Genomic DNA, 25,269 nt, shown 5'->3' with positions numbered 1-25,269 from the left:
ACGGCAGCACCGCCGAGGACAACAAGGACGACGGTGCGCTGCGCACCACCGCCCTGCACCTGGCCGTCCTGCGTGCCATGACCGAGCACGGCCTGAAGAAGGTGCTGGTCTACTTCAACCTCGTCTCCGACGCCCGCCGCTTCACCCGCGAACTGCCCCACACACTGCGCCTGCTCCGCCACACGGATCCCGGCCTGTGCCCCGATATCACCCCGCAGCTGTTCTTCGCCCACGGCGAGCACACCCCCGCCCAGCGAGCCGACATCTTCGCCGACTTCCGCGCCGCCGACTGCGCGGTCCTGGCCAACTCCCGCCTGATCGCCGAAGGCGTCGACATCCCCAGCGTCGACGCCGTCGTCTTCGCCGACCCCACCCGCAGCGTCATCCGCTGCGTCCAGGCCCTCGGCCGCGCCCTGCGCCTGGACGTCTCCGGCAAAACCGCCTCACTGATCGTCCCCGTCTACACCCCGCCCGGTGCGGAGCCCGAGAACATCCTCGGCACCGCCTACGAACCCGTCTGGGCGATCGCCTGCGCGCTGGCCAGCCACGACCACCGCATCCTGGAGCGCCTGCCCGACAAGGCCAACCGCCTGCCCAAGGAGACCAGCGACGTCATCGAACGCCGCTGGCACTTCGACTTCACCGTCCACCCCGAGCGCATCGCCCGCGCCATGGACCTGGCCGCCTTCGACCCCCGCGACCCGGGTGTCTCCCGCTCCCGCCGCCTCGGCCTTGCCGCCGCCCAGTCCTACCACGACGAAATGGGCCACCTCGACGTCCCCACCGACTACACCGACCCCACCGGCTACAAGCTGGGCACCTTCATCACCACCATGCGCGACGCCCGCACCGCCGGCCGCCTGGAAGCCGACTGGATCGCCGAACTCGACGCCCTCGGCATGATCTGGGACAAGCACGACGCCGCCTGGCGCGCCCGCCTGGCCGCCGCAGCCGACCACCTGCGAACCCACGGCCACCTCGCCGCCCCCGCCACCACCCCCGTCGGCGCCTGGCTCGCCGAACAACGCCACCTCGCCGCAAAAAATCAGCTCGATCCGGCCCGCGTTGACGCCCTGACCGCCCTCGCCCCCGACTGGCGCCTGCCCCACGGCGCGGACTGGCATCGCAAGTACCACCTGCTGCGCGCCCATCTCGCCGGCGGCGCCGACCCCGCCGCCCTCACCCACGACACCCTCCTGCAAGGTGTGAAGATCGGCTCCTGGCTGCACCGCCAACTGGTCACCTGGCAGGCCCTCCACCGCCGTCAGCAGCAGATGCTGACCTCCCTCGGCCTGACCCCCGCCAGCAACCCGCTCGCCCCGGCGCGCCGCACCCGCCGCACCTTCGAACAGACCGTCCAACTCCTGGAACTCTTCCTCCACCGCGAAGGCCGCGCGCCGACCGCCCGTGAAGAGATCACCGTCGACGGCGAGCGCGTCAAGATCGGCCCGTGGCTCGCCAAGACCCGCACCAAACAACGCGCCGGCCAACTAGCCTCCGAGCAACAAGCCCTGGTCTCCTCCCTGTTCGACGGCGACTGGACCGACGACACCGCCCCGCCCGCTTCCCTCGGGTAGAGCGCAGCTACCCCACCAGGCAGCCCGTCATGAAGGCAGCAACCGTTCATTGAGGAAGGCCAAGGAGCCCGCACCTGCAGCAGGCCCGCCAGATCCCGGTCCACGGCACATGCACGCCTCCGGCGGCCTGCCAGAGGAGTGGAAAGCGCGTCGCCGAAGCAGCGCGCGAACTGGGCATCGACCACACCGAGGACGTCCGGCACCCCGGCCGGGCCGCCTGGAACAAGATTCGCGGCAACCAAGCCGACTGCACGGCCACAGGGACCTGACAGCGCAGACTCACGGCCCGACTGGGCGGTCGAACCCCGGCCCGGCTGGGCCGTCGTATGCCCGGATGACCAGATGGCGCCCCGGGCAGGCGTCTTCCACGCGTCGGCAGTGGGCCACCACGGCTCCCAGCGAACCGCCACGGCCGGTTCCGAACCCCATCAACTCGCCGGTGTCGGCGTCGTGGATCCGGTAGTGGATGTCCTGGCTGATGGGCTTCACCTCCGCCAGGGGCACGCCGTTCCAGGTATCGGCCACGGCCACATCTCCTTCTTCGTCTCGGCGGCTGTTGCCTGTGCCGAAATCCATTCTGCCGACCAGCGCTGCCGCGCGAAGAAGACCCCTGCCGGGTAGAGGCGAGCCCGTGGAGGCGCATCCCCGGCGGCCCTGTGGAGTTGGCGCTTCCTCGTTCGGTCCGCATCCAGCCCCCGGCCCGCCAACTGACAACGGCCTCGGTGTCTTCCCGTCAGTCGCGCTTCGAGTTCGTGCTTCTGGGCGAGATGTCGTGGTGGAGGGCGTCGATCTTCGCCCAGAGTGCGTTGCCCAGTTCCCGGACCTCGTCGGTGTAGTCGATCCCGCATTCCCGGGCCGCCTCCCGAACTCGGGCTTCCTTCTCTGCCTCGGTGAGCGTGTCGGGGTCCCTGCGGGTGGCGAGGACATCGTCGATGAGCGGGCCGAAGGTCCCGAATCGCTCAGCGCTCGACTGCTGTCTCTGCGCCGCTTCCTGGAGGAGCTGACGCTTGAGCTGTCCGTCGCGTGCCTGTCGCGCGGCGGCTTGCTGGACGTAGGTTTCGACGGAAACGTTGAGCTCGGCTGCGTGCTCGCTGATGAGCGCATGCTCTTCCGGCGAGAAGGTCACCACGACTTCGAGGTCCGAAGGCTCCGTGTCGGTCATGGCGCCCATGATGGCCCCCTGCTCTGACAGTTCCGGGATTCGGCCCCCGTTGATCCCGTCCCGTGTCCCACGGGCAACGGCAGCAGGGGCATGACCAGGTGTTTCCTCGTGAGGCTTGCCTCCGCGCCGTGGGGAACGGATGTCACAGGGGCAGCTGTCTTGGGGTCAGCGAAGAGCCTGGGCGAACGGAGGGTTCATCGCTGATGCCGTCGATGTCTCGCCAGGAGACGGCGGAGACCTCACACCAGGCGGGCCAGTTCGCCGCCCAGTACGCTATGGCTCGCGATGCACGGGGCAGCACACGACAGACAGCACCGGCCAGCTCGCCGGGCGGCCGGCCCGGAGGGAGCGACGTCAGCGGCGTACCGGGCGGCGACCGCGCCGGCCGTACCGCGGCACGCCCAGCAGGTCGAGGATTACCACAGCCTCATGATTACCTGAGCATCTGCCCGCCTCGGCACGGACCGCAGACCGCCAGGACCGCCTCGTCGCTGGACTGGCCCCCGGTGGGGAAGACTGCGGACACATGCCGACTCAAGGGGAGGGGGCGGTGTTCGTGGCCGCGGCAAGCAGCGGGGATTCGGCGCTCAAGCGGGCCCGGAACGCACGGAACATGACGCTGGAGGAGGCCGCCGACGCGCTGAACGCGATCACGGGCGGGGCGACGGACGCGAGCCTGATGAGCGCGTGGGAGTCCGGTCGGCGCCGTACGGGCAAGCGGAACCGTGCGGGCCTGTGCCAGCTGTACCGCGAGCGCCCGGAGGTGCTGTTCGCGCATCAGGACGGGGAGGCCACCAGCGTGCTGGAGACCTCCGGCACGGCCGTGGTGGTCAAGGTGCTCACCCGCTGGACGGACCTGGTCGAGGCGATGGTCGACGTCGTCGCCGGGGCGCGCGAGCAGCTGGTCGTCACCGGCTCCCGGTCGCGGGAGAAGGCGTATCTGGCGGCGATCGAGACGGCTGTGGCCCAGCACCCGGACCTGGCCCACTACCGGGTGCTGTACGGGCCCCCGCGGCACCAGGCACTCGCCGACCACCTGCTGCGGCTGCTGGAGCTGCGCGATCCGTCCGCGCGCCACAACGGGGTCAAGACGCTGCACATCGGGATGGTGGAGCCGACGGAGGCGCTGGAGCGGTTCTTCGTCGCGTCGGAGACCGCTGCGGTGGTGCCGCTGCCGTCGTTTCACGGGGCGGAGGGGTTCGACTGCGGCGTTTTACTCGGTCGCGAGGCGGCGGTGGGTCTGGTCCACCATGGGCGGGAGGCGTGCGCCTCGGCGCGGCCGGTGGAGACGATCGAGGCCGTCCGCGCGCTGCCGGTGCGGCACAACTAGGGGGCGAGGGAGAAGCGTGATCGAGGACCTTCAGCAGGCCAAGGCCCGTACGGCGTCCGTGGTCGAGCTGGCGAGCGAGCTGATCCGGCGGCCGAGCCGGGGCGGGATCGACGACTACGGGCCCGTCCTGGGCGCGCTGGAGGACTGGCTAACCGCTCGTGAGCTGCCGCACCGCCGCTTGCACGACGGTGCTGGCGAGTTGGTGGGGCTGCTGGTGGAGATCCCCGGCGGCCGGCCGGGCTCCTGGTGGACGCTGGACGCGTGCGTGGACACCGCCCCGTACGGCGACGAGACCGCCTGGTCCTTCCCCCCGGCTTGCGGCGACATCGTGGACGGCTGGCTGCGCGGCCGGGGGGCGGCCGATTCCAAGCTCGCTGCGGCGATGTTCTGCCACATCGCCGCCGACCTCGCCCCCCGCGCCGAGACGCTACGCGGCGGGCTCGCCGTGCTCTTGGACGTCGACGAGCACACGGGTGGCTTCGGCGGTGCCCGCGCCTACCTCGCTGATCCTGGCGCGGCCCGCCCGGCCGGGGTGATGATCGGTTATCCCGGTATGGACGAGGTGGTGGTCGGTGGCCGGGGCCTGTGGCGGGCGTCGATCGCCGTGTACGCCCCCTCCGGGCACTCCGGTTCCAGCAAGACCGTCATCGGTGCCATCACCCGGGCCGCTCACCTCGTACGCCTCCTGGACGCGGCCGAACTGCCCGGCGTGGTGGAGGGCGGGGGGTTCCCGCTGCCGCCGAAGCTGTCGGTGACCTCCTTCCACGGCGGCCAGGGCTTCTCCGTCACCCCTGACCGGGTCGACATCAACGTCGACGTGCGCACCACCCCGGCCTTCGACGCCCACGACGCCGAGACGCTGGTGCGCAAGGCCGTCGCCGAGCTCGACGCGGAGCTGCCCGCCCCGATGCCCACGGAGGTCACCCCGGTCGCTACGTGGCCGCCGTTCCGCCTGGCCGAGGACGAGCAGCCCGCGGCCGCCCTGCTGAACGCCACCGCCGAGGCGGGGCTCACAGTCCGGTCGAAGACCGCGGGTCCGTCGAACATCGGCAACCTGCTCGCTGGCGAGGGCATCGCGGCCACGGCGGGCTTCGGGGTGCCGTACGAGGGGCTGCACGGCATCGACGAGCGCGCCCACCTGGCCGAGTTGCCGCAGGTCTACGCGGTGTACCAGCGGGCCGTCCTCGGCCTCCTGGGCGGCTGACGTCCCAACAGCGTCCCAACTTTCTCCCGAATCCGCTCCCAGCAAGTCCCCATCTTCGTCTCTGGGAACGGATCTTTGATCGCGGTGGCATAGAGGCAGCACCACCTCCACATTCACCGAGAACAAGGGAGGCCGGTCATGGCCGAGCGGACCATCGTCACCACCCAGCCCACCGTCGAGGACACCGCCGTCGTGGCGCCGCGCACGGGCGGCTTCGCGCCGCAGGTCAGCACCCATCCGGTGGCGACCCTGACCCTGGGCCGCCAGACATTCAACGACTCGGACAAGTCCAACTACTTCGAGGGCTGAGACGCCCGGACACCACCGAGCACCCCGGGGGCCGGCCGCTGCGGCGGCCGGCCCCCGGTCGTGTCTGAAGGGCAGGCGAGAAGATGGAACGGGAGTGGATGACCAGCGGCACCGCCGCCGTGAACGGAACAGAGATCGACGGGCTCGGCGGTGTGCGCCGGGCTCCGGCCGCGCAGGTACGCGCGGCCACCGACGGGCAGGCCGCGCTTGCGGTCGTGGGCGACTGCCCGGTCACCGAGCAGGAGCTGACCGCCGCGCTCTCGGCCGTGCGGGCGGGCCGGTGGGGTGAGCTGACCCGGTGGCCCGGCTCGTACTGGGTCGCTGTGCACGACGGGCGGCGGCACTTCGTGTGTGGCGACCTGGCCGGCATCCGTGCCGTCTACTACGCGCCGCACGAAACGGGGACGGCGTGGGCGACCGCGCCGGGCCTCCTGGGGCGGCACCTGGTGCCGGACCTGCCGCATCTGGTGGCCCGGTTGACTGTGGGCGAGCACCACTGGCCGCACCGCAGCCCGTACGAGCAGGTCCGCATGGTGCCTGGCGGGTTCGGGCTGCTGCTCGCGCCCGGGGCGCCGCCGCAGCTCGTCGACATCGCGGGCGTCGAGCCCACCTGCGAGCTGCGCGAGGGAGCCGAGCGGTTCGGCCGCGCGCTCGCCGACGCCGTCCAGCACCGCGTCCGCGCCGCCGACGGGATGGTGGGGGCAGACCTGTCCGGCGGACTGGACTCCTCTGCGGCCGTCGTCCTCGCCGCCGGCGTCGGCACAGTGCACGCGGTCACGTACACCGACGGCTACACCAGCGGCGAGGACATGGCCTTCGCCGCCCGCGTCGCCGAACACACCAAGATCTCCCACACCGTCGCCACCGGCACCGAGGAGCTGCTGCCCTTCGGTTTCCCCGCGGGGCAGCCGACCGGGGCGGAGCCGGTGCTGGAGGCGGCGATGTACGCCATGGACGCCGCCTACCTGTACCCCGTGCGGGGGCTGCCGCTGCACCTGACGGGGCACGGCGGGGACATCGTGTTGGACGCCTCCAGCTCTTGCTGGGTCCGTCTCCTCCAAGACGGCCGCCGTCGCGAGGCCCACCGCCAGGTCGTCGCGTTCGCCCGGCTGCGCAACACCGCCCCCGGCCCGTACTGGAAGGCCCTCAAGCAGGCCGCTGACCTGGGCCGGAGCGGCTGTCTGGAGCGCGTGGCCGAGGCCCTGGAGCGCGGACCCGTCACGCCGGGGACCGCTGTGGCGGGTTGGTCGTGGTGCCGTCTCGGGGCCGGAGCGTCGTGGCTCACGGCGGACGGGCGGCACCAGGTCGCCGCACTGCTGCGGCAGGCCGCCCGGGACCGGCAGCCGGAACTGGCGGACGAGTTCGACCAGTGGGCCGCCTTGCGGTCGGTGGGCGCCTCCGCCCGCGGCTGGAGCCCGTACGGGCAGGCGCTCGGCGTGACGCCGGTGTACCCGTACCTGGACAACGAGGTAGTGCGGGCCGCGTTCGCCGTGCCGGCCCTCGCCCGGCGCGGGCTGGTGACATACAAGCCGCTGCTGCGGGCCGCGCTGCCGCAGCTCCCGGACTGGCTGACCTCCCGGCGCTCGAAGGGATCGTTCACGGCCCAGCGCATCGCCGGACTCGCCCGCCACCGGTCCTTGCTCGGCGAGTTGATCGCGTCGAGTCCGCTCGCGGCCGGCGGGCTGATCGACCTCGTAGCTGTCCGCGCAGCTCTCGCGCAGGCGGCCCGGGGCCAGAGCGCCACGGTGATCGCCGACCTGCACCAGCTGATCGTCACGTGCTGGTGGCTGAGCGGTCAGACAGCGGGGAGGGAGGTGGCGGCGTGCTGACCCCCGCTCCGCACGTCCACCACGCAACGGGCCCGTACGGCACGGCGGTGCTCGACGTCCGCCGCGGCGCGTGGCTGATGCTCGATCCGGACGCGGCGAAGATCTGGCACGCCGTCACCGTCCGCGGCGGCACGGTCGGGCTCGCCGACGAGATCGCCGTCCCCACCGGCCAGGACCCCCGCGCCGTCGACAGCCAGATCGCCGGGTTCGTGGACCAGATGGTGGCCGCCGGCGTGCTCGTCGACACAGGCCGACCGCGCCCGCGCAGGTGGTGGCGTCGATGACGGTCATGGTCCCCGCCGCCCGACCCACCGCCCCGGTCCGCGACCGCCTGGTGGCCGCCGTCGCGCTCGCCCTGTCCCTGGTCATGAGCCGGTGGCCGCTGCGCTGGCAGATCGCTGCCGTGCGCCTGCTGCGCGGCCTGCCGCACGCACGCCTGGCACGCCTCGAAGCCCTCTACGCGGCGGTGCTGGCGGTGATCCCTTCGTGGTGGCCGGGCCGCATCGCCTGCATGGAGATCAGTCTCGCCACCGTCATCGCGACCGCGCTGACCGGCCGCCGCTCCCGCTGGGTGCTCGGCGCCCGCTTCCTCCCAGATGCCGCGCACGCCTGGGCCGAGGTCCCCGACGGCGCGGTCGGCCGGGACATCGGCGATGCCGCCGACCGACCCTGGATGCCGGTCCTGTCGGTGCCGTAGGCGGCCCTGGACTGCCGTGGTCCGGGGCCGGCCCAAGCCTCCCCGCCCCGGACCACAGCCTCACTCGAACGAGTGAAAACCGGTATCTCCGCTGACGCCTGGTTCTTGCTGCCTGGGGCGATGGGCGGGGTGCGGAACAATCCCGTTGCCCCTCGCCTGGTTCGGCTCCCTGATGGGGGTCGTGAGTTCTTCCCTTACCTCGCCGCCCGTCGCCGCAGCGGGCCAGCCGCCCGTGATGAGCCTGGCCTCCGACCGGCACTTCGAGGCGAGCGTCAACCTGTCCACGGCCGCGATAGCGCGCCGGCTGCCCCGCACCCTTGCCGAGGCGGCCCGGCTCGGCTGGCGCACCGACCGCCGCGCCGTCCTTGCCCTCATCGGCTGCCAGATCGGCGCCGCCGTGCTCACCGCGACCGCGCTCGCGGCCACCACCCGCCTGCTGGCCGCCGTGTTCACCGGCACAGACATCGCCGCCGGTCTGCGCGAGAACCTGACCGCCGTGGCGGTGCTCGCTCTCGCCGCGTCCGGCCGCTACCTGCTCGACGCCGGCGCCCGCGCCGCGGCGGCCCGGCTCGCGCCGAAGGCTGTACGCGAAGCCGACCTCCAGGTCATCACCGCCGCCACCGCCGCCGAACTGGTCGCGTACGAGGACCCGGACTTCGAGGACGCCCACGCCGCCGCCTCCGACGGGGCGGAGAAGACCGGCGACCTCATCCTCGACGCCCAGCTCCTCACGTCCGCCGCGGCCCAGATGGCCGCCGCGGCGACCGTCGTCACCGTCCTGCACCCGGTGATGCTTTCCCTGCTGGTCCTCTCCGTGCTCCCGTGCGCGTGGGGCGCCGTACGCGGGGCGCGGATTGAGCACGCGGCCCACCACTGCAACCTCGCCGACTCCCGGCTGCGAAACGTGTTCCGTTCCTACACCACAGAGCGGAACACCGCTGATGAGGTTCGCGCGGGCACCATGGCCAGCTTCCTCATCCGCCAGTACCGCATCGTCTCCGGCCGCCTGGAAGCCGAACAACTCCGCGCGACGAGGCAGGCCCTGGTGGTGCAGGGCATCGGCGACGCACTCACAGCGGTCGGCACCGCCGCGACCTGGGGCGTGCTCGTCCTGCTCGTGGCCACCGGTCGCATGGAACTGGCGGCAGCGGGAACCGCCGCCCTGGCCATACGGACCTCCGGCGCCGCGCTCGCGACGACGGTCCGGGCAGGGGCCCGGCTATTCCGCACCTCCCTATCCCTGGACGACTGGGCCCGCTTCCTGGCCGTGGCCAAGCCGTGGGCGACCCGCCGCGGTACCGCCGCCGTCGCCGAGGACGGACCCCAGGTGATCACCGCCCAAGACGTGTCCTTCACCTACCCCGGTGCCGACCGGCCCGCGCTCGACGGCATCAGCCTGGACCTCAAGCGCGGCGAAGTCATTGCGCTTGTCGGCGAGAACGGCGCGGGCAAGAGCACCCTCGCCCGGGTGCTGACCGGCCTGTTCCTCCCCACCAGCGGTTCGGTGCGCTGGGACGGGGTGGATCTTGCGGACGCCGACCCGGCCGGAGTGCTGTCCAAGGTGGCGCTCGTCCCGCAGGACTACACCCGCTGGCCGCTCGCGGCACGCGAGAACATCACCCTCGGCCAGCCCCGCCCCGAAGGCGACACGGCCGTGCACGCCGCCGCCGAGGCAGCTGGCGCCGACAGCGTCATCGCCGCCCTGCCCCACGGGCTGGACACCTCGCTGGCCCGCTCCTGGTGGGGAGGGCACGACCTGTCCGGCGGTCAGTGGCAGCGCGTCGCGGTCGCCCGAGCCTTCCATCGCGATGCTCCCGTACTGGTGATGGACGAGCCGACCGCCGCCCTCGACGCCCGCGCCGAACACCGCATCTACACTCGGCTGAAGACGCTGGCCGCCGGGCGGGCGACCGTGTTCATCACCCACCGCCTGGCCAATACCCGCCTCGCCGACCGCATCGTCGTCCTGGACCAGGGGAACATCTCCGAGATGGGCACCTATGAGGAGCTGGTCAGCCAGGCTGGAGGCTTCTTCGAGATGCTCAAGCTGCAACAGGACAGGTAACACACTTGGTTGGTCATGGATCCAGAAGACGCGGGGCTCACACCGCTGTCTCCACATCCTTATCATGGCGTGTCATAGCCTGGGCTGATGACGCTGAGCAACGATGAACGTGAGCTGCTGAGGCTGGTCGCGCAGGCCGGCAGGCCGGTGTGGATGTCCGAGTACTTCCCGGTGCTGAACCCGGCCGAGCCCGGCATGGATGAGAATCATCCCGGCCACGAGGCGTGGACCGAGCGGCAGATGGCGTGGTACGGGGTCTCGATCAATTTGTGGAAGCGGGGCTTGGTCCGTGTCGTGGTGCCGGCCGACGGCAGCCGCGGCGACCTGGTCGAGCCCACTGCCGAAGGACGTGCCGCTCTGGCCGCTGCGCCCGCGTGAGTCGCACGTCGGCGTGCTGCCGCCCGGGAGGCAGCCAAGAGACATCTACCGCACCCGTGCTGACGGATGAAGCCTGGAATCAGGGCTTCAACCGTCAGCACGGGGCGTCGGGCAGTGCCCCGTTACTGCGGAAGTGTGTGGCCGATGCGGTTCTGCCAGAGGGTGCGGGCGTGGCCGAGGTGGAGCAGGGCGATGTACCACCACAGGTCCGCCTCGCCACCGTCGCTGTCGGCGGCGGCGGTGCGCCGGGCCGCTGACTGGGCTTCCTGCAGCGCGTCGCTCACGCGCCACCACCCTGACGCGCTGCCGTCCGGGAACGCGACGCGGCGCCGGGTGGCCTCGCCCGCTGCTTCCCACAGGGCTTGGAGGGTATAGCGCAGTGACCGCTCTTCCAGCGCGGTCACCTCCGCGTAGGGGAGGGTGGGGTCGATCACGACGCGGCCCCAGGTGTTGATGTGCTGGGCGATGAGGGGCAGCGTGACATCCCGCGAAGGGACGGGCGCCACGTCGCCCGTGGCTGTTCCGCGAGCGGCGGGGGCGTGGGGTGTGGGGTCGAGCAGGCCCGCCTGGGCCAGGAGCCGGGCCACGGCCACGCACGTGTCCGGGCGGTGGTGAAATGGACAGTGTTCGGGCTGCATCGGTGTTCTCCTGATCCGGGGGCCGGACATGCTAGCCCCGCCCCCGGAGATCCGCCGACAGTCGCTTTTAAGGCGCATCACCGGTCGAGTGTGGTGATCCCGGCCTCGAGCGCTTTGCGTACCCCTGCGGCGATGCTGCCGGGTGCGCCGATGCGCGCCAGCGCGTCCCACTGCGCCGGTGTGACCATGGTGTCGACCTTGATGTCCTCCAGCGGGCCGGTGGAGCCGTCGGGGCGTGTGCCGAACTCGGTGGTGCGCCCGGTCCACATCTCGGTGAGCTGCTCGAGCATCCGGTGGCGCCACTCCTCGGGCAGCAGCCCGCCCTTCTCTGCGGCGGCCAGCGCGATCACCTGCGCGGCGGCGCCGGAGGGCAAGGCACCGAGTTCTCGCGCGATCAGCGCGAGGCGCTTCGCGAGGCCTTCGAGGCTGGCCGCGTAGGTTTCACTGCTGCTGTACAGCGCCTCGTGCACGTCCCGGCGCATCTCGTCGACGATGCACTCGGCCGCGACCTCCTCGGCGGGCCGCTGCTGGATCTCGGCCGCGCGGCGCAGGCGCCTGGCGCTCTGGCCGCTCAGGCGCACGGTCACTGTCCTTGCGCCGGGATCGGGCACGTCGGGTGGGGAGGCGGTGGCGTCCGTCTGGGGGCTTGGGAGGAGTTGGTCGAGCCAGTCGCGGGCGGCCCAGGCGGCGCGGCGGATCACCTGCTCGCTTGCTCCGACGCGGGTGTGTACCCCGATGGTGCGGTTGATGCGGGCGTTGACGGCGCCGTGCGTGGTGCCGGTGGCCGCGACGAGTTGGTTGACCGCCGCGGTCAGCCGCATGTGGGGGTTCGGCCCGGTGTCGATCTCGTCCGGTAACGCGTCCGGCTCGTGGTGGAGCAACGCCTCCTCCGTCGTGCACCGGTCGCAGAACTCGAGGATGTCGTCGACTTCGGCCTGGCCGCAGGATATGCACACGTAGCCGTCGCAGATCGCGCACAGGCTCAAGGCGCTGTCGGCGTCGCGGCCCCAGGCTCGTGCCTGGGAGATGCACTCGCCGGTGCACGGTCATAGGACCTCGGGTGCCACGGTCGCCGTCGGCTGCTCCTGTTCGCCCCGCTCTTGGCGTGCGGCCGCCTCCGCTGCCCGGCGGGCGGCGCGCTCGGCGTTCGCCCGGGCGCGGGCTTCCTGGCAGGCGGCCCATTCCGCCGGCGTGAGGTGGCTGGCGCACGCCACCACAGGGGCGGGGAGATCGTCGTAGCAGGGCCATTCGGCGGCCTGGCGGCGGCAGGGGCGCCGGGTCGACTTGGCCCGGCGGGTACACGTGGGCATCCTGTGCCTCCCTTCTGCTCACGCGGCCGGCCATCAGCACGGTGCCGACCGGTTCCCAGCCTGCGGCAGCTTAGAAAGCGGCACTGTCAACTCCTGGCGAAGTCAGGGAAATCCGTTGTCCTGATTGCGTCGACGGGTGCATCGCCAGGGGGCCGGGGAGGGGGAAACCGGCAGCACACAGGCTCGCGGTGCTGTCCTGCAGGCTCCGACCCGATTCGGCCAGAACTGATTACCGAACGTATGACTGTATTGACGGTTGGTCATGGCGCCGGGGAGTCTTCGGGGTTGCGGTACATGAAGCCGCGCTTCCCAGAGAGGAACCCCTATGGCCATGGAGCCGACGAAGGAGCAGCAGGCTGCCCGTGAGGTGTTCGCCTCCGGCCGGGACCTGGCCCTGGTCGCAGGTGCCGGGACGGGCAAGACGTCCACGCTGATCCTGATGGGCGCCGCGACCCGCAAACGCGGGCTGTACGTGGCGTTCAACCGGGCGATCGCCGACGACGCCCGCGCACGCTTCGGCCCGAACGTCGAATGCCGTACCGCGCACTCCCTGGCCTTCCGCGCCGTCGGCCACCACTACCGCGACCGGCTGGACGCCTCGGCGAGGATCCCCGCCAAGCACACCGCCCGCCTGCTCGGCATCACCCGCGACCTCGATGTCAACTCCCGCCAGATCAAGGTCACTCACGCCGCACGCCTGGTGATGGGCATGATCCGCAAGTTCTGCTACACCACCGACCGGCAGGTCATGGCCCGTCACATGGAGCCGGTCAACGGCCTCGACGGCCCCGGCCAGGACTACCTCGCCCGCACCCTGCTGCCCTATGCGCACCGTGCGTGGGAGGACATCTGCTCGCCCGCGGGCCGGCTGCGGTTCGAGCACGACCACTACATGAAGCTGTGGGCGATGACCTCCCCGCAGCTCGGGGCGGACTTCGTCCTGCTGGACGAGGCCCAGGACACCAACCCGGTGCTGGAGGAGGTCTTCCTCGCCCAGGACGCGCAGCGGGTGTGCGTCGGGGACCCGGCCCAGCAGATCTACGGCTGGCGCAACGCGCGCGATGTGATGACCGGCTTCCCCGCCGAGCAGCTGCGCCTGACCCAGTCCTTCCGCTTCGGCCCGGCCATCGCCGAGGTGGCCAACCGGTGGCTGGGGCACGCCGAGTCGGAGATGCAGCTGACCGGTCACGGCCCCATCTCCCGGGTCGGCGAGGTGGCGCAGCCCGAGGCGGTGCTGTGCCGGGGCAACGTGGACGCGATGAGCGAAGTCCTGTCCTACCTGGAGCTCGGCATCCCGGTGGCGCTGACCGGCGGGGGCAGCGCGCTGCAGCGCATCGCGGGGGCCGCACTCGAGCTCAAAGCCGGGCAGCGCACCAGCCACCCGGAACTGTTCTTGTTCTCCTCCTGGGGCGAGGTGCAGGAATACGCCGAGCAGGACAAGGCGGGCCAGGACCTCAAAGCGATCGTGCAGCTGGTCGACACCTACGGCCCCGACCAGATCATCGCCGCGGTGGACCGCCTGTCCCCACAGGAGAAGGCGAAGGTCACCGTCTCCACCGCACACAAGGCCAAGGGACGGCAGTGGCCGTCGGTACGCATCGGCAAGGGCTTCATGGCCCCGTCGGTGGACGACCACGGCCTGCAGCGCGCGCTGAACGCGAGCGAGGCCCGCCTGATCTACGTCGCGGTCACCCGCGCCCGCCACCAGCTGGACACCGAGGGCATCGCCTGGATCGACAGCTATGAAAAGACCATGGCCGACGCCGGCCGGGACGGCACGGTGGCCGGGCGGCCGATGATCGAGCTCAGCCTGACCGGGCAGCTGAAGTACGACTCCTCACCGATCTCGCAGTTCATGACCGCCCACCTGCCCCACAGCCAGAACCTGGTCCGCGACTACCAGACGCGCATCGCCGGCCTCCCGCACCCCGTGCAGCCGATCGACGTGCAGTACCCGAACTGGTCAGCCCTCGGCCACGCCATCGACTACCGCCTGCGCCTCAGCCTCGGCGGACGGCTCGGACTGGCCGTCGTCGCCGGTGTCATGCTCCTCGACGAGACCGGACCGCTGCGCGGCGCACCGGCTTGCGAATCCCGCAAGGCCCTGCACACGGCAGGCCGGGAGCTGCTGGCCACCGTCGACACCTACCTCGCCGACCCCTCCAGCCTGGAGGAGAACGCGCTCATCCGGCTGTGCTTCGTGGCCGGCTTCTTCGAGGACATCGCCCGCACCGGCGAGATCCGCCGTTTCAGCATGCTCAGCTCCGCCACCCCCGCCACGACCCTGGACGACCTCACCGCCGTGGTCCCGGAGTACGTCGTGACCGACATCGACCAACAGACGCGGCTCGCCGACGCCCCGTTCGCCGCCTTCCGGGCCCTACCGCAAAGCGCCCGCGTGTGCGGTCCGGTCTTCGCCGGCAGCGCAGACATCGGTGGCGCGGATGCCGACTACATCCTCGGCGGCCTGTTGCTGGACTGCAAAGCCACCAAGGACCCCCGCCGCCTGGGCCGCGAGGAGATCTACCAGCTCGCCGGATACCTCCTGCTCGACTATGACGACCAGTTCGGCATCGACCAGGTGGGCCTGTACCTCTCCCGCCAGGGCGGCCTGATCACCTGGGACGCTGTCGACTTCCTGCGGCGGCTCGGCGCGAGCGCCCCCCTGCCGCAACTGCGCGCACTGCTGCGCCAGCACCTGCGCAAGGCTGCTCGCTCCTGAAGGCCTCTGACCTCCGCCGCTCCATTCCAGCCGCCCCGATGACGGTGATCTCCGGGCGGCCGGAACAGGGCCCGCTTCCCGACCCGGCCCCCGATCACCTCTGGCCTCTGACCTCGCTCGGCTCCACCCGCAATCCGCCCCCACTTACAGCGCTCCATAGCACATCGAAGGCGATGATTCCGTGACATTCGTCGCACTGTCCTCCAGCAGTCAATGTCAGTGGCGGCGGATACCGTCGCAGACACCGGCCAAACAGGGCACGAACCGAGGCGAGCCGCCACAGAACGCTCACGCGTTCTTGTGCGTGGAGGCGCCATGGGAGCAAAGGGGTGGGCGATGAGCCGACCGCGGATGTGGTGGCAGGAGGTCCACCCCGGCGACTGGGCTGCGTTCGCGCTCCCCGACGACCTGGTCCGCGAGCGCTACACCGCGCTGCTGGCGGCCCTGGAGGAGCTGTCCACACGCGGCCCGATGTCCACGCTGGCGGACATCGCCGACCAGCTACGGGCCATCGGCTACCACGACCCGCTTCCCGAGCCGGACCTGCTCAACGCTTTGGACCAGCTGGCCAAGTGGGGCTTCGCCGAGCCGTTCCGTGACTACGCCGCCCCCGTACGCAACTACCAGGGCATGATCATCCGCCAGGAGGCGTGGGCGCTGACCCGCAAGGGACGCGGCATCGTCGCCGCCGTCCGGGCAGCCGTCATCGACGCATCCCGCGCGCTGCAACTGCCCAGCCGCCTGCTGGACAGCGTCGAGCACACCGTGCGCGGCATCCTCGACCACCTCGGCGCCGACCACGGACTGCTGCCGGTCGACCTGGAGGACGTCCGCACCCGCATCGACGAGCTCCAGCGGGTCACCGCCGACTTCTACGCCGCCCTGGCGCAGATGGTCCAGTCCGACGTCACCGACGACGGCCTGTTCGGCGACAACCGCGACCGGGTCATCGAAGCGCTGCGGCAGTTTCCCCGCGAGTACGGCCGGGCACTGCGACGGGTCGAGGCCGCGTTGGACGATCTGCAGGCGGCAGGTCCCCGCCGGATCGTCGAGGCCGCCGTGCCGCACGCCGGCCTGATCGACCCCGGTGACCAGCAGCACTGGGTCGACGAACGGGTGCGCCGCCTGGGGGACCTCCAGGCGTGGTTCAGCCCCGACGGCACCGTGCATCGTCTGATCTCCTCGGCCACCGGCGCCGTGCACACGCTGTTGGTCGCCATCGACCGGCGCTACACCGCGCGGCGGCGCGGCTCCGACCTGGGCGCAGACTTCCGCTCCCTCGCCTACAGCCTGCACGCGCAGCCCACGCCGGCCGAGGCACGGCGCGTGTACGCCGCCGCGTTCGGCGACTGGCCGGCCTGGCACGCGGTCATTGGCCCGGCGGAAGAAGACGTCGCCCACGGCACCGCCGCGGCGGCCGGCACCGGCAGGCACCAGGTGGAGGTGACCTTGCGGGAACACGAGCGGCACGGCCCGTCCAGCGGCCGGCCCCGCAAGGTAGCCGACACCGCGGCTGAGCGCCAGGCCGCGCTGGCCGAAGCCGCGGCCGAGGCGGCACGGAGGCGGCGTTTTGCCGCGCTGCTGGTCACCGACGCAGAGGTGGGGCTGGAGCACTTCACCGGCCTGCCGACCGACGCGGCGGTCATCTTGTTCCGCGCCATCGAGGTCGCCTACGCCCAGATCGACCCCTCTACCGGCCGCGGGCAGGCCGAGGCCGACGGGGCAGGCGTCGTGGTTCACATCCGCCGCGGCGACGTGGACCGGACCGTGACCGTGGCCCTCGCCGAGGGCCGCCTGACCGGCCCCGACCTGCGGGTGCGGGTCACCGCCACCGACCATGCCGCCGTGAGTGATTCACTCCAGCGCGTCCCGACCTGGAGCGTGGCATGACGACCCCGCACCACCTGCTCGATCCCGACCTGCGTGAGGCAGCCCGCCGGCTCATCGCCACCGGCCGTCTGCGCGCGGAGAGCGACCCGGAGCTCTACCGTGCCGCCGTCAAAGGCGGCGCGGCGCTTGCCCAGTTCTTCCGCGCAGAACTCGGCTGGCGCCTGGAGGTGCACGAGGTCGCCGAACTGGTCCGCCTCCACAAGCGCCGCGCCGACGTGCCCGACGACCGCGGCCCCCACCTTCCCCGCGACGGCCGCGCCACGCAGATGGCCCCCACCGAGGTCCTGGTGCTGGTCTGCCTGGTCTGCGAGCAGCTGTGGCGTCGTCCGCGCGTCAGTCTGCGCGAGCTGCTGCAGGCCGTCGCGCAGGTGTGCGCGGAACAAGCCCCCACCGGGCGGCTGCCCAAGTTCCGTATCGTCGCCTCCGACGGCACCGGCAAGAAGGAAGCCCGCGAGAGCCGCCGGCACCTGGTCGACGCCCTCAAGCTCCTGGTCGCTGAAGGATCACTCACCGTGGACGCCGACCTCGACCGTGCCGTCACCGACGAGGACAGCGACCTGGTCGTCACGGCATCCAGGGACCGTCTCGCGGCCAAGTTCTCCTCGCTTTCCCCCACGCTGCTCGGCCTGGACGACCTCTCCCCGCAAGCGCACGCCGCCGCGCTGTCAGCCGAGTCGCTGCTGGACACCGCCGCCGCCCTCGACGAACCAGCGGGCGGCCCGACCCGGGACGAGCGGCGGCTGACGGCGTTGCGCCGGCTCGTCGACGATCCTGCCACCGACCCCCACGACGATGCCGCACAGACCACTGCCTACCTTCATACGCTCACCGGCCGTGAACGGGCACTGAGCGTCGTGGCCTCCCTAGGACTTGTGGCAACCGTACGCCGCGACTGGTGGCAGACCGCCGATCCGACGGGTCTGGGCAGCGGCATCGACTTCCCTCAGGGCCGGCGCACCGAGCGGCAGGCGGCCCTCGCCCTGCTCGCCGAGCTGCCCCGCCGCGCCGACCCCACTGGCCCGCTTCCGATCACCGAGGTGACCGCTCTGTTCCAGCGGCACCGCGACGACCTGCCCCGCTGGGCCGCCGCCTACGACCGGCGCCTGCCCGCCCTGGCCCGCGCCGCCACCGCCGAACTCATCCAGGCCGGGCTGCTCACCGCAGACCCCGACATCCCCGACCACTGGCACCCCACCCCCGGGATCTACCTGTGGCGTACCCACCTGCGACACCCTCCCCGCTTCGTGCCGGCCGAGCACGCCCCTTCTCCGCCCCCACCGCGCCGTACGCCAGGCAGGCAGGAACCCACCCCATGAGCGTCACCGACCACCCCACTGCGTCCTCCGCCACGACCGTGGCCCTCGGCCAGCCCGGCGCCGACGGCCGCTGGCAGCCCACTCGCGCCGGCATCGTCAACTCCTGGGCCTGGGCCAGCGAAGACCTGCTGTTCGCCGACGGCTGGCTCACCCTGGCCGGCCCCAACGGCTCCGGCAAGTCGTTGACCGCCTCCATGCTGGTCACCGTCCTGCTCGACGCAGACACCTCCCAGACGGCCCTGTCGGTGTCCGGAAAAGCGGCCGGCACACTCACCAGCCGCCACACCGACTTCAACGACCGGGAGGACCGTACCGGCGCCTGGTGGCTGGAGTACGGGCTGCGCGATGCAGGCACCGGCGAGGTGACGTTCCTGACAACCGGACTGTGGCTGCGGGCAACCGGCGGCCACTTGCACCGCGCGTTCTTCCTCGCCCCCGCCCGCATCGGGACCGACCTGCTGCTGCAACGCGACCGCGAGCCCGTCCGGATCGAGGACCTGGCCGAGCAACTGGCCGCCTGCGACGGGGAACTGTTCACCGCCTCACCCAGCCTGCGCCCCAAGGCGCTGGCCCACCTGCCGGTCGTCTCCGACGAGCGCGACTACCGGCACACCATCCGCACCCGCTTGTTCGCCCCGCTCGACGAAGTCCAGTTCGACGCGCTCATCGCCGTCCTGCGCAGTCTGCGCAGTCTGCGCACCGCCGAGGCCATCTCGCCCACGCGCATGCGCCAGGTACTCACCGATGCGCTGCCCGCCCTCGACACCGACAGCCTCACCCTGATCGCGGAGGCGATGGAACGCATCGCCGAACTGGAGACGCAGCTGCAGCGCACCCGCGAGGAAGCCAAGCTGCTTCAAGGCACAGACCGGACCTACCGCCGCTACCTCACCACCGTCGCGCAAACCCAGGCCGCGGCGCTGACCGCTGCCAACACCGAGGTCGACGACCAGACCCGGCGGACACGGGAGGCGACCGCACAGGTCCAGGCGGCCCAGGCCGCCGAGGCGGCAGCCGACACCGAGCACACCGCCACCCTCAGTCGGATCTCCGAACTCGAAGGCCGCCTTGAGGCAGCCGACAGCGAGCTGCGCGGCCACGCCGGGGCCGACCTGCCGCACCGGGAAATCCGGGCCGCCGAACTGGCCAAGACCGCCGACGAGGCCGCCGAACGAGCCGAACAGGCCACCACCGACGCTTCTGCGGCCACCGAGCAGGCAGATGGCTCGGCGGAACTGGCCCGCACCAGCCAGCACCATCTTCTCCACCTGGCGGATGAACTGCGCCACACCGCAACGATGCTGGGTGCCGAAGCCGCCATCGAACGCCTGCTGGCCGCCGCCGGGCAGCTGACGTCGGCCGACATCGGTAGCAAACCGGCCATCGATATCGACCCCCTGTGCGCAACCCCTGGGGCCTGGGCCGAGGCACGCATCAGCCAGATACGGGCCGTGGACGACGCGCTGCGCCGCCACCAACTGGCCCAGGAAGCCGAATACACGGCTGCCGAAGAACTGCGCGCCGCCGAAGACGACGAGGACACCCACCGCCGGCTCGCCGCTGAAGCCACCGCCCACCGGCAACACACCGAGCACGAACTCGCCTCCCGCACCGCCGAATGGTCAGCCGCCGCCCGGCAGCTGGAACCCGCCCCCAGCGAACTCACCACCTGCGCCGACGACGAGCGCCGCGTGGACCTCGGGCAGTTGACCACTTGGCTCGCCTCCGCTGCCGCAGAGGCCCGCGCCCGCATCGACCTGCCCCGCCACCAGCAGACCGCCGCCACCGACGCCGCCCTGGCCACCGAGGCTGCCGCCACCGCTGAGCGAGCCCGTGCCGTGCACCAGGCCGCGCAGGCCGCATCCGCCGAAGACATGGCCGCCTACCGAGACGCGCAGGAGACCGCCCGCGCCGAGACGAAGGAAGCCGAACGGCAACGCCACCAAGCCCACGCCGCCTACCAGCAGGCCGAGGACACCGCGCGCGCCGACCTCGCCGCCGCCCAGCAGCTATGGAACGCCGGCGTGGACGCCGCCGCCCGCACCGCCCGCACCTGGCTGGGGGACGTACACCGCTGGCGCGCCGACCTCATCCATCTGTCCGCCGAGGCCATCCAGCTACCCACGGCCCCCGCACCGGACAGCCCCGCGGACGCCACCGAGACCTGGCTGGGCACACTCCGCCCGGCCGACATCGAACTGATGGCACAGCGCGCACACGCGGCAGCGGTCCCGCGCCTGCACCACCACGCTGAGGCCGCCGAGCACCAGGCCGACCTCGCCGCCGCCGATGTCGCCGCCATCGAAGCCAAGCTGGCCGCAAGCCGCCAGGCAGCCGCCACCCCGCCCGCCCCGCCGTGGCGGACCCGCCAGGAAGGCGACGGCATCCCCCTGTGGGCACTGGTCGACTTCGCCCCCCACCTGAGCGACACCGAAGCCAGCCGCCTCGAAGGCGCTCTACTGGTCGCCGGCATCCTCGACGCCCTGGTCACCCCCGACGGCCACGCGGTGGCCGGCGACCTCACCCTCACCCCCACCCTCCACCCCGCCGCCAAAACCACCCTGGCCGACCTGCTCCGCCTCGAACCAGACCCGGCCATCGACCCCGACCGTATCCGGCGACTCCTGCACGCCATCCCAGTTGATGCCCCCGGCAGTGACCTGGCCACCGGCCGGCTGACCTCCGGCGTGCTCACGGCTGCCGCCCCCGACGGCTACCGAGCCGCGTACATCGGCCGTACCGCCCGCGAACGGGCCCGGCTGGAGCGCGTCGCCGCCCTCGAAAGCGACCTGGCCGCAGCCGAGCAGCGCCTGGCCGCCGCGCAAGAGGAGGTCCGCCGCCGCCGCCAGGACATCCAGGCCGCCGCCGACGAACGCGACGCCTTCCCCAACGCGGCGGCCCTGCTGACCGCAACCCAGAACGCGGCCCGGCTGCGACGCGACATGGAGACCGTCCAACGACAGACCGACAGCCGTATCGCAGATGCCGGACACAGACGCCAGCAGGCCCTCGCCCAGTTGGAGACCGCCGCCGTCGCCCGCGCCGCACGCCTGGCCGCCGTCGAACAACAGCTGCGCCACGCCGAGCAGGCCGCCACCGACACCGGCACCCAGGCCGACCAAGCACACCAGGCACTTGACCAGCGCCGGCAGGCCGCACAGCGCAGCGAGGCCGCCCGGGCCGCGGCCGCCGACGCGCAACAACAGGCGGACGCCGAACAGGCCGCCTTCCCTCTCGCCGCCCTCGCCGCAGCCCGCACCGCCCAGGAGGCCGAGGACGACGCAGACGACGCCCTCACCCGCGCCCGCAGCACAGTGCTGGCTGCCAGCGAACGGCACCGCGCGGCCGGTGAGACGGTCAAGGGCGCCCTGCGTACGCTCAACCGACGGGCCACCTTGCCCGACGGAACGCTCCTGCCCACCGAGCCGGCCGCCCTCGACCGCCACCACCGCGCAACCGAACAACTCGCCTCACAGACCGAGGCCTGGAAACACGCCGCGCTGCGCGTCACCGACCTGCTCCAGCGCGCCGGCCGCGACGCTTCCGCAGCCGAGGACTGGACCAGCCGCTGTGAACGCGCCCGCCAGCAAGCAGACGCCGCTCGCCGGGACGCCCAGCGAGAAGCCGCCGCCGTCGCCGAGATCCGCGCCCTGCACGGCGCCGAGTACGAGCGGCTGCGCCAGCACCGCGCGAACACCGCCACCACGCTGAACCGAACCCGCGCCCAGGCCGAGCAACTCCTGCAACAACGCAACAACGCCGCCGTGGAAGCCGCCACCGCCCAGGCGACACTCGAGAGTATCGCCCCCTACCGGCAGGCAGCCGAAACCCGCCGCGACGCCTGCCTGCGCCAGCTCACTCGGCTCGCCGAGGAAAACCTCGCCACCGTGCCCGAGGACCTGCCCACCGACGCCACCGGACGGCCCGCTCACCTCACCGCCGGCCTGGCCTGGGCCCGCCGTCTGCTCGCCGACCGCCCCGCCTCCGCTGACCGCCTGACCACCCTCACCCAGACCCGCGACCGCGCCCTGGCAGCACTGGAGACCAGCGCCCGCACAGCGAACACCGCGCTGGTCCGCTTTGACCGCCAGGTCACCCTGATCAGCATCGAGAACACCGACTGGCGCCGCGCCGTCGTCGCCGATCCGGGCGCCGCCCGCGGAGAAGACCTCCACACCGCAGTCCAGGCCCTCGAGGCCACCGCTGGCCAGCTCGAGGACGACCTGCGCGCAGACATCAAACAGACCCTGAAGACCAGCTTGTTCACCCGGCTGCGCAGCGATGTGCGTCTGCGCCGTGAGGCGGCTCAGGAACTGGTCCGCAAGATCCGCTCCACCCTCAGCGAAGTCCGCACCGGCGTCGCAGGCGTCGGCGTCCAAGTCGAATGGACGGTACGCGAAGACGAGGACGCCCAGCGCATGGTGGACCTCATCTCCCAGCCGCCCTCCGACGCGGTCTTCGAGCAGATGTACGCCGTGCTGCGGCAACGGATGGACGAAAAAGCTGGCGAGCCCTGGGCCGACCGCGTCGCCCACACCTTCGACTACCGCGCCTGGCACGACTGGGAAATCTCCCTGACCCACGCCTCGTTCGGCGACGGCAGCACGGAAAAATTCCGCAAGGTAACCGCCCGCTCCAACCCGCTGGAAGCACTGTCCACCGGCGAGCGACGACTGGCCACCATGCTCCCGCTGCTGGCCGCAGCATGGTCGATGTACTCCGGCGAAGGCTTCCACGGCCCCCGGCTGCTGTCCGTCGATGAGATCGACGCAGCATTCGACGAACCCAACCTGCGCCAAGTCCTCGCACTACTGCGCTCCTGGGACTTCGACGTGCTCGCCACCGCCCCCTTCATGACCCCCATGATCAAACAGGAAGCCGGACAGGTCATGGTCCACCAAGTAGTCACCGCCGGACGACACCGGGTCACGGTCCCCTGGCTGTGGCAAGGCCACGGCGAACCACAGCCCCTCACCCTCGACCTGGCACTGGACCCCGCCCACCGCGAGGAGCACACGTGAGCGTGGACCTCGACCTGATTGCCGACGACCCCGACCTGGCCCCCCTGTGGACGGCTATCCACGACCGCCTGTGCTCCGGCCAGACCCCCGAGTCCATCGCCGCAGTCCGGGTGCCCGAGTTGACCCCAGCGGGAATCGCCACCCTGCGATCCTGGCTGGACACCACCGCCCGCCGCCGCAGCGTCCGCTCCGCCGTCGCCGTCGGCCCCACCGGCGTCCGCGTACCGCTCCGCGAACTACTGACGGTGCTCGGCCTGGCCGCCGAGCACCTGCCACTGCTGGTGGAACGCGCCATCGGCCGCACAGTGCAGGACCGAGCAGCAGACCGGCGCACAGCCGCAACGCTGCGCCAGGAACTGTGGGACTACGCAAGCGGAGCCCTGCCGCACCTCCCCGCTCTGGTGGCGCGGATGCGCACGGCCGGCGTCACGGACGACGACGCGGCCTCAGTACGCCGCCTCGTCGACGCCCTGGCCGCCGCCACCTCACAGCTGCCGCACAGTCCCGCGGTCTCTCTGGCGAAGCTCTCGCACGACTGCGCGGGCGACCCGCACTACTTCGACCTGGACACCACCGCCGGTGCCCGACTGGTCGCAGCAGTCGCCGAACTGGCAGGGCGCCCCGAGCCCAGCCGCCCCGACCTGGTCCGGGCGCTGCTCGCCGACTACGGAGTGATCGCCGACCGGCTGTCGGCCACCGTGCTGCTGTATCAGGTGCAGGCTGTGGGCGACGGGCCAGTGGACCGGCGGCTACGAGAGGCGGCCACGCCCGTAGCCCTGACCCTGCTCGACCTGACCCACACCCCGCCGACGCTCGCGCCCCAGGTGCTCACCGTGGTCGAGAACCCCTCGGTCCTAGAAGCCGCCATGGCCTGTGACAGCCCCGGCCCGCTGGCATGTACCAGCGGGCAGCTCAGCAGCGTCGACCACACCCTCCTACAGCTCGCGGTCGACCAGGGGATCCACCTGAGATACAGCGGTGATCTGGATGGCAGTGGTCTGCGGATTGCTGAGTACGTAGCACGCACGTACGGAGCCGAGTTGATCGCGATGGACGCATCGACGGTGTACGAGGCGGGCCCTGAGCCGTCATCAGTCCCTTTGGCGCCAGCTCTTGGAGCAGGAGAGGCCACCGTGCGGGATGCCTTGAGGGCAGGCGGGCGGGTGGTCTTCCAGGAGCACGACGCTGTACTGCGCCAGGTGCTGGGAAAGCCTGAGTGCTGGCCGGAGGCAGGCCCGTGAGTATCATTCACGCCAAACGGCCACCAAGCCTGATGCCGTTCCAGGTGGAACCGGATGGCCGCAAGAAGGTCATCGACGGCACTCCGACGATTGGCCGCCTGTGGCGGAAGACTTCGAGTCGGCGCGCGTGCTGACGGCACCTCAGCGAGGCGAGTGCCCACTCCCCTCGGATGCTGTCCCGGGCGCAGCAGGGGGAGCCCGGTGCCTCGGCTCAGTTGAGAGGAAGCGGTGCCTTTCCGGCCGTTGGGGAGGCAGAGGAGGCAAAGCCGGATCCGCCGAAAGTTTTTAACTGAGGAAGCACCCTGCTAGCCTTGGAACCTGTCAGGGAGTCCAGGACGTTTACAGGCACCTCGGAAGCCAGGCGACGCACCCCTCGGCTTGCCGTCAGAGCCCCACATGCCCGCGAAGCGGGCATGAAGAACTCGCAGGCAAAGCCGAAGAGTTCAAGGCAGGGGAAGGGGAAGCAGACCTGCCTCAAGGCGCCGAAGGCGCCAAGCTGCGCGCAGCGCTGCACTCGGCGCGCAGCGCCGAGTTGACACTGCATCATGTCGCCGCGCAACGCGCGGCGTTTCGCTAGGAG

At 71.7% G+C, this 25,269-nt stretch carries 19 protein-coding genes; 14 read left to right on the top strand and 5 right to left on the bottom strand.

Annotated elements, in window-relative coordinates; all coding sequences use genetic code 11:
- Window positions 1-1,577: Helicase associated domain protein (locus QK442_RS34645; RefSeq protein ID WP_282698102.1), on the top strand; the 1,577-nt coding region annotated here is incomplete at its 5' end.
- Window positions 1,578-1,856: 279 nt separating this feature from the next.
- Here the strand turns inward: QK442_RS34645 and QK442_RS34640 are convergent.
- Both QK442_RS34640 and QK442_RS34635 read right to left on the bottom strand, forming a co-directional pair.
- Window positions 1,857-2,102 (bottom strand): hypothetical protein, encoded by a 246-nt coding sequence (locus tag QK442_RS34640; protein WP_282698101.1) that lies wholly within the window; start codon window positions 2,100-2,102, stop codon window positions 1,857-1,859.
- Between the two features lie 208 nt (window positions 2,103-2,310).
- Entirely contained in the window at window positions 2,311-2,739 is a 429-nt protein-coding gene (locus QK442_RS34635; protein ID WP_282698100.1) for a hypothetical protein, read from the bottom strand.
- 613 nt (window positions 2,740-3,352) lie between these two features.
- On the opposite strand from QK442_RS34635, the gene QK442_RS34630 reads away from it, so the two are divergent.
- The 8 genes from QK442_RS34630 (at window position 3,353) to QK442_RS34595 (ending at window position 10,551) form a co-directional block, all read left to right on the top strand.
- A complete protein-coding gene (locus tag QK442_RS34630) occupies window positions 3,353-4,069 on the top strand; it encodes an XRE family transcriptional regulator (RefSeq protein ID WP_282698099.1) in 717 nt (238 codons plus the stop codon).
- Between the two features lie 16 nt (window positions 4,070-4,085).
- Complete coding sequence (locus QK442_RS34625; RefSeq protein WP_282698098.1) at window positions 4,086-5,273, top strand: M20/M25/M40 family metallo-hydrolase; 1,188 nt, start codon at window positions 4,086-4,088, stop codon at window positions 5,271-5,273.
- 138 nt (window positions 5,274-5,411) lie between these two features.
- A complete protein-coding gene (locus tag QK442_RS34620) occupies window positions 5,412-5,582 on the top strand; it encodes a hypothetical protein (RefSeq protein WP_282698097.1) in 171 nt (56 codons plus the stop codon).
- Window positions 5,583-5,680: 98 nt separating this feature from the next.
- Window positions 5,681-7,411, top strand: a complete 1,731-nt coding sequence (locus QK442_RS34615) for an asparagine synthase-related protein (RefSeq protein WP_282698096.1) — start codon at window positions 5,681-5,683, stop codon at window positions 7,409-7,411.
- Window positions 7,405-7,695 carry a PqqD family protein gene (locus QK442_RS34610; RefSeq protein WP_282698095.1) on the top strand — a complete coding sequence of 97 codons (291 nt, stop codon included), beginning with the start codon at window positions 7,405-7,407 and terminating at the stop codon, window positions 7,693-7,695. The genes QK442_RS34615 and QK442_RS34610 overlap by 7 nt, the downstream gene beginning before the upstream one ends.
- Entirely contained in the window at window positions 7,692-8,108 is a 417-nt protein-coding gene (locus tag QK442_RS34605; protein ID WP_282698094.1) for a lasso peptide biosynthesis B2 protein, read from the top strand. Before QK442_RS34610 ends, QK442_RS34605 begins: the two co-directional genes overlap by 4 nt.
- 181 nt (window positions 8,109-8,289) lie before the next feature.
- Window positions 8,290-10,173 carry an ATP-binding cassette domain-containing protein gene (locus QK442_RS34600; RefSeq protein ID WP_282698093.1) on the top strand — a complete coding sequence of 628 codons (1,884 nt, stop codon included), beginning with the start codon at window positions 8,290-8,292 and terminating at the stop codon, window positions 10,171-10,173.
- Between the two features lie 87 nt (window positions 10,174-10,260).
- Complete coding sequence (locus tag QK442_RS34595) at window positions 10,261-10,551, top strand: hypothetical protein (RefSeq protein ID WP_282698092.1); 291 nt, start codon at window positions 10,261-10,263, stop codon at window positions 10,549-10,551.
- 122 nt (window positions 10,552-10,673) lie between these two features.
- Here the strand turns inward: QK442_RS34595 and QK442_RS34590 are convergent, their stop codons facing one another.
- From QK442_RS34590 to QK442_RS34580, 3 genes are all read right to left on the bottom strand, one after another.
- Entirely contained in the window at window positions 10,674-11,189 is a 516-nt protein-coding gene (locus QK442_RS34590) for a hypothetical protein (protein WP_282698091.1), read from the bottom strand.
- Window positions 11,190-11,266: 77 nt separating this feature from the next.
- Window positions 11,267-12,175 carry a hypothetical protein gene (locus QK442_RS34585; protein ID WP_282698090.1) on the bottom strand — a complete coding sequence of 303 codons (909 nt, stop codon included), beginning with the start codon at window positions 12,173-12,175 and terminating at the stop codon, window positions 11,267-11,269.
- A gap of 60 nt (window positions 12,176-12,235) precedes the next feature.
- Window positions 12,236-12,499 carry a hypothetical protein gene (locus tag QK442_RS34580; RefSeq protein ID WP_282698089.1) on the bottom strand — a complete coding sequence of 88 codons (264 nt, stop codon included), beginning with the start codon at window positions 12,497-12,499 and terminating at the stop codon, window positions 12,236-12,238.
- 331 nt (window positions 12,500-12,830) lie between these two features.
- Here QK442_RS34580 and QK442_RS34575 point away from each other — a divergent pair, with 331 nt between their 5' ends.
- From QK442_RS34575 to QK442_RS34555, 5 genes are all read left to right on the top strand, one after another.
- Window positions 12,831-15,221: a UvrD-helicase domain-containing protein gene (locus tag QK442_RS34575; protein ID WP_282698088.1), complete on the top strand. Its 2,391-nt coding sequence runs from the start codon at window positions 12,831-12,833 to the stop codon at window positions 15,219-15,221.
- Window positions 15,222-15,557: 336 nt separating this feature from the next.
- Window positions 15,558-17,111: a DUF2397 family protein gene (locus QK442_RS34570; RefSeq protein ID WP_282698087.1), complete on the top strand. Its 1,554-nt coding sequence runs from the start codon at window positions 15,558-15,560 to the stop codon at window positions 17,109-17,111.
- Window positions 17,108-18,427, top strand: a complete 1,320-nt coding sequence (locus QK442_RS34565) for a DUF2398 family protein (protein ID WP_282698086.1) — start codon at window positions 17,108-17,110, stop codon at window positions 18,425-18,427. Before QK442_RS34570 ends, QK442_RS34565 begins: the two co-directional genes overlap by 4 nt.
- Window positions 18,424-23,448, top strand: a complete 5,025-nt coding sequence (locus QK442_RS34560) for an SbcC/MukB-like Walker B domain-containing protein (RefSeq protein ID WP_282698085.1) — start codon at window positions 18,424-18,426, stop codon at window positions 23,446-23,448. Before QK442_RS34565 ends, QK442_RS34560 begins: the two co-directional genes overlap by 4 nt.
- Window positions 23,445-24,689 (top strand): TIGR02679 domain-containing protein, encoded by a 1,245-nt coding sequence (locus tag QK442_RS34555; RefSeq protein WP_282698084.1) that lies wholly within the window; start codon window positions 23,445-23,447, stop codon window positions 24,687-24,689. The genes QK442_RS34560 and QK442_RS34555 overlap by 4 nt, the downstream gene beginning before the upstream one ends.
- Window positions 24,690-25,269: the final 580 nt, after the last annotated feature.

Origin of the sequence: Streptomyces sp. CC208A (assembly GCF_030010625.1) — a bacterium.
GTDB lineage: Bacteria > Actinomycetota > Actinomycetes > Streptomycetales > Streptomycetaceae > Streptomyces.
This window is presented reverse-complemented; position numbering and strand designations above follow the sequence as displayed.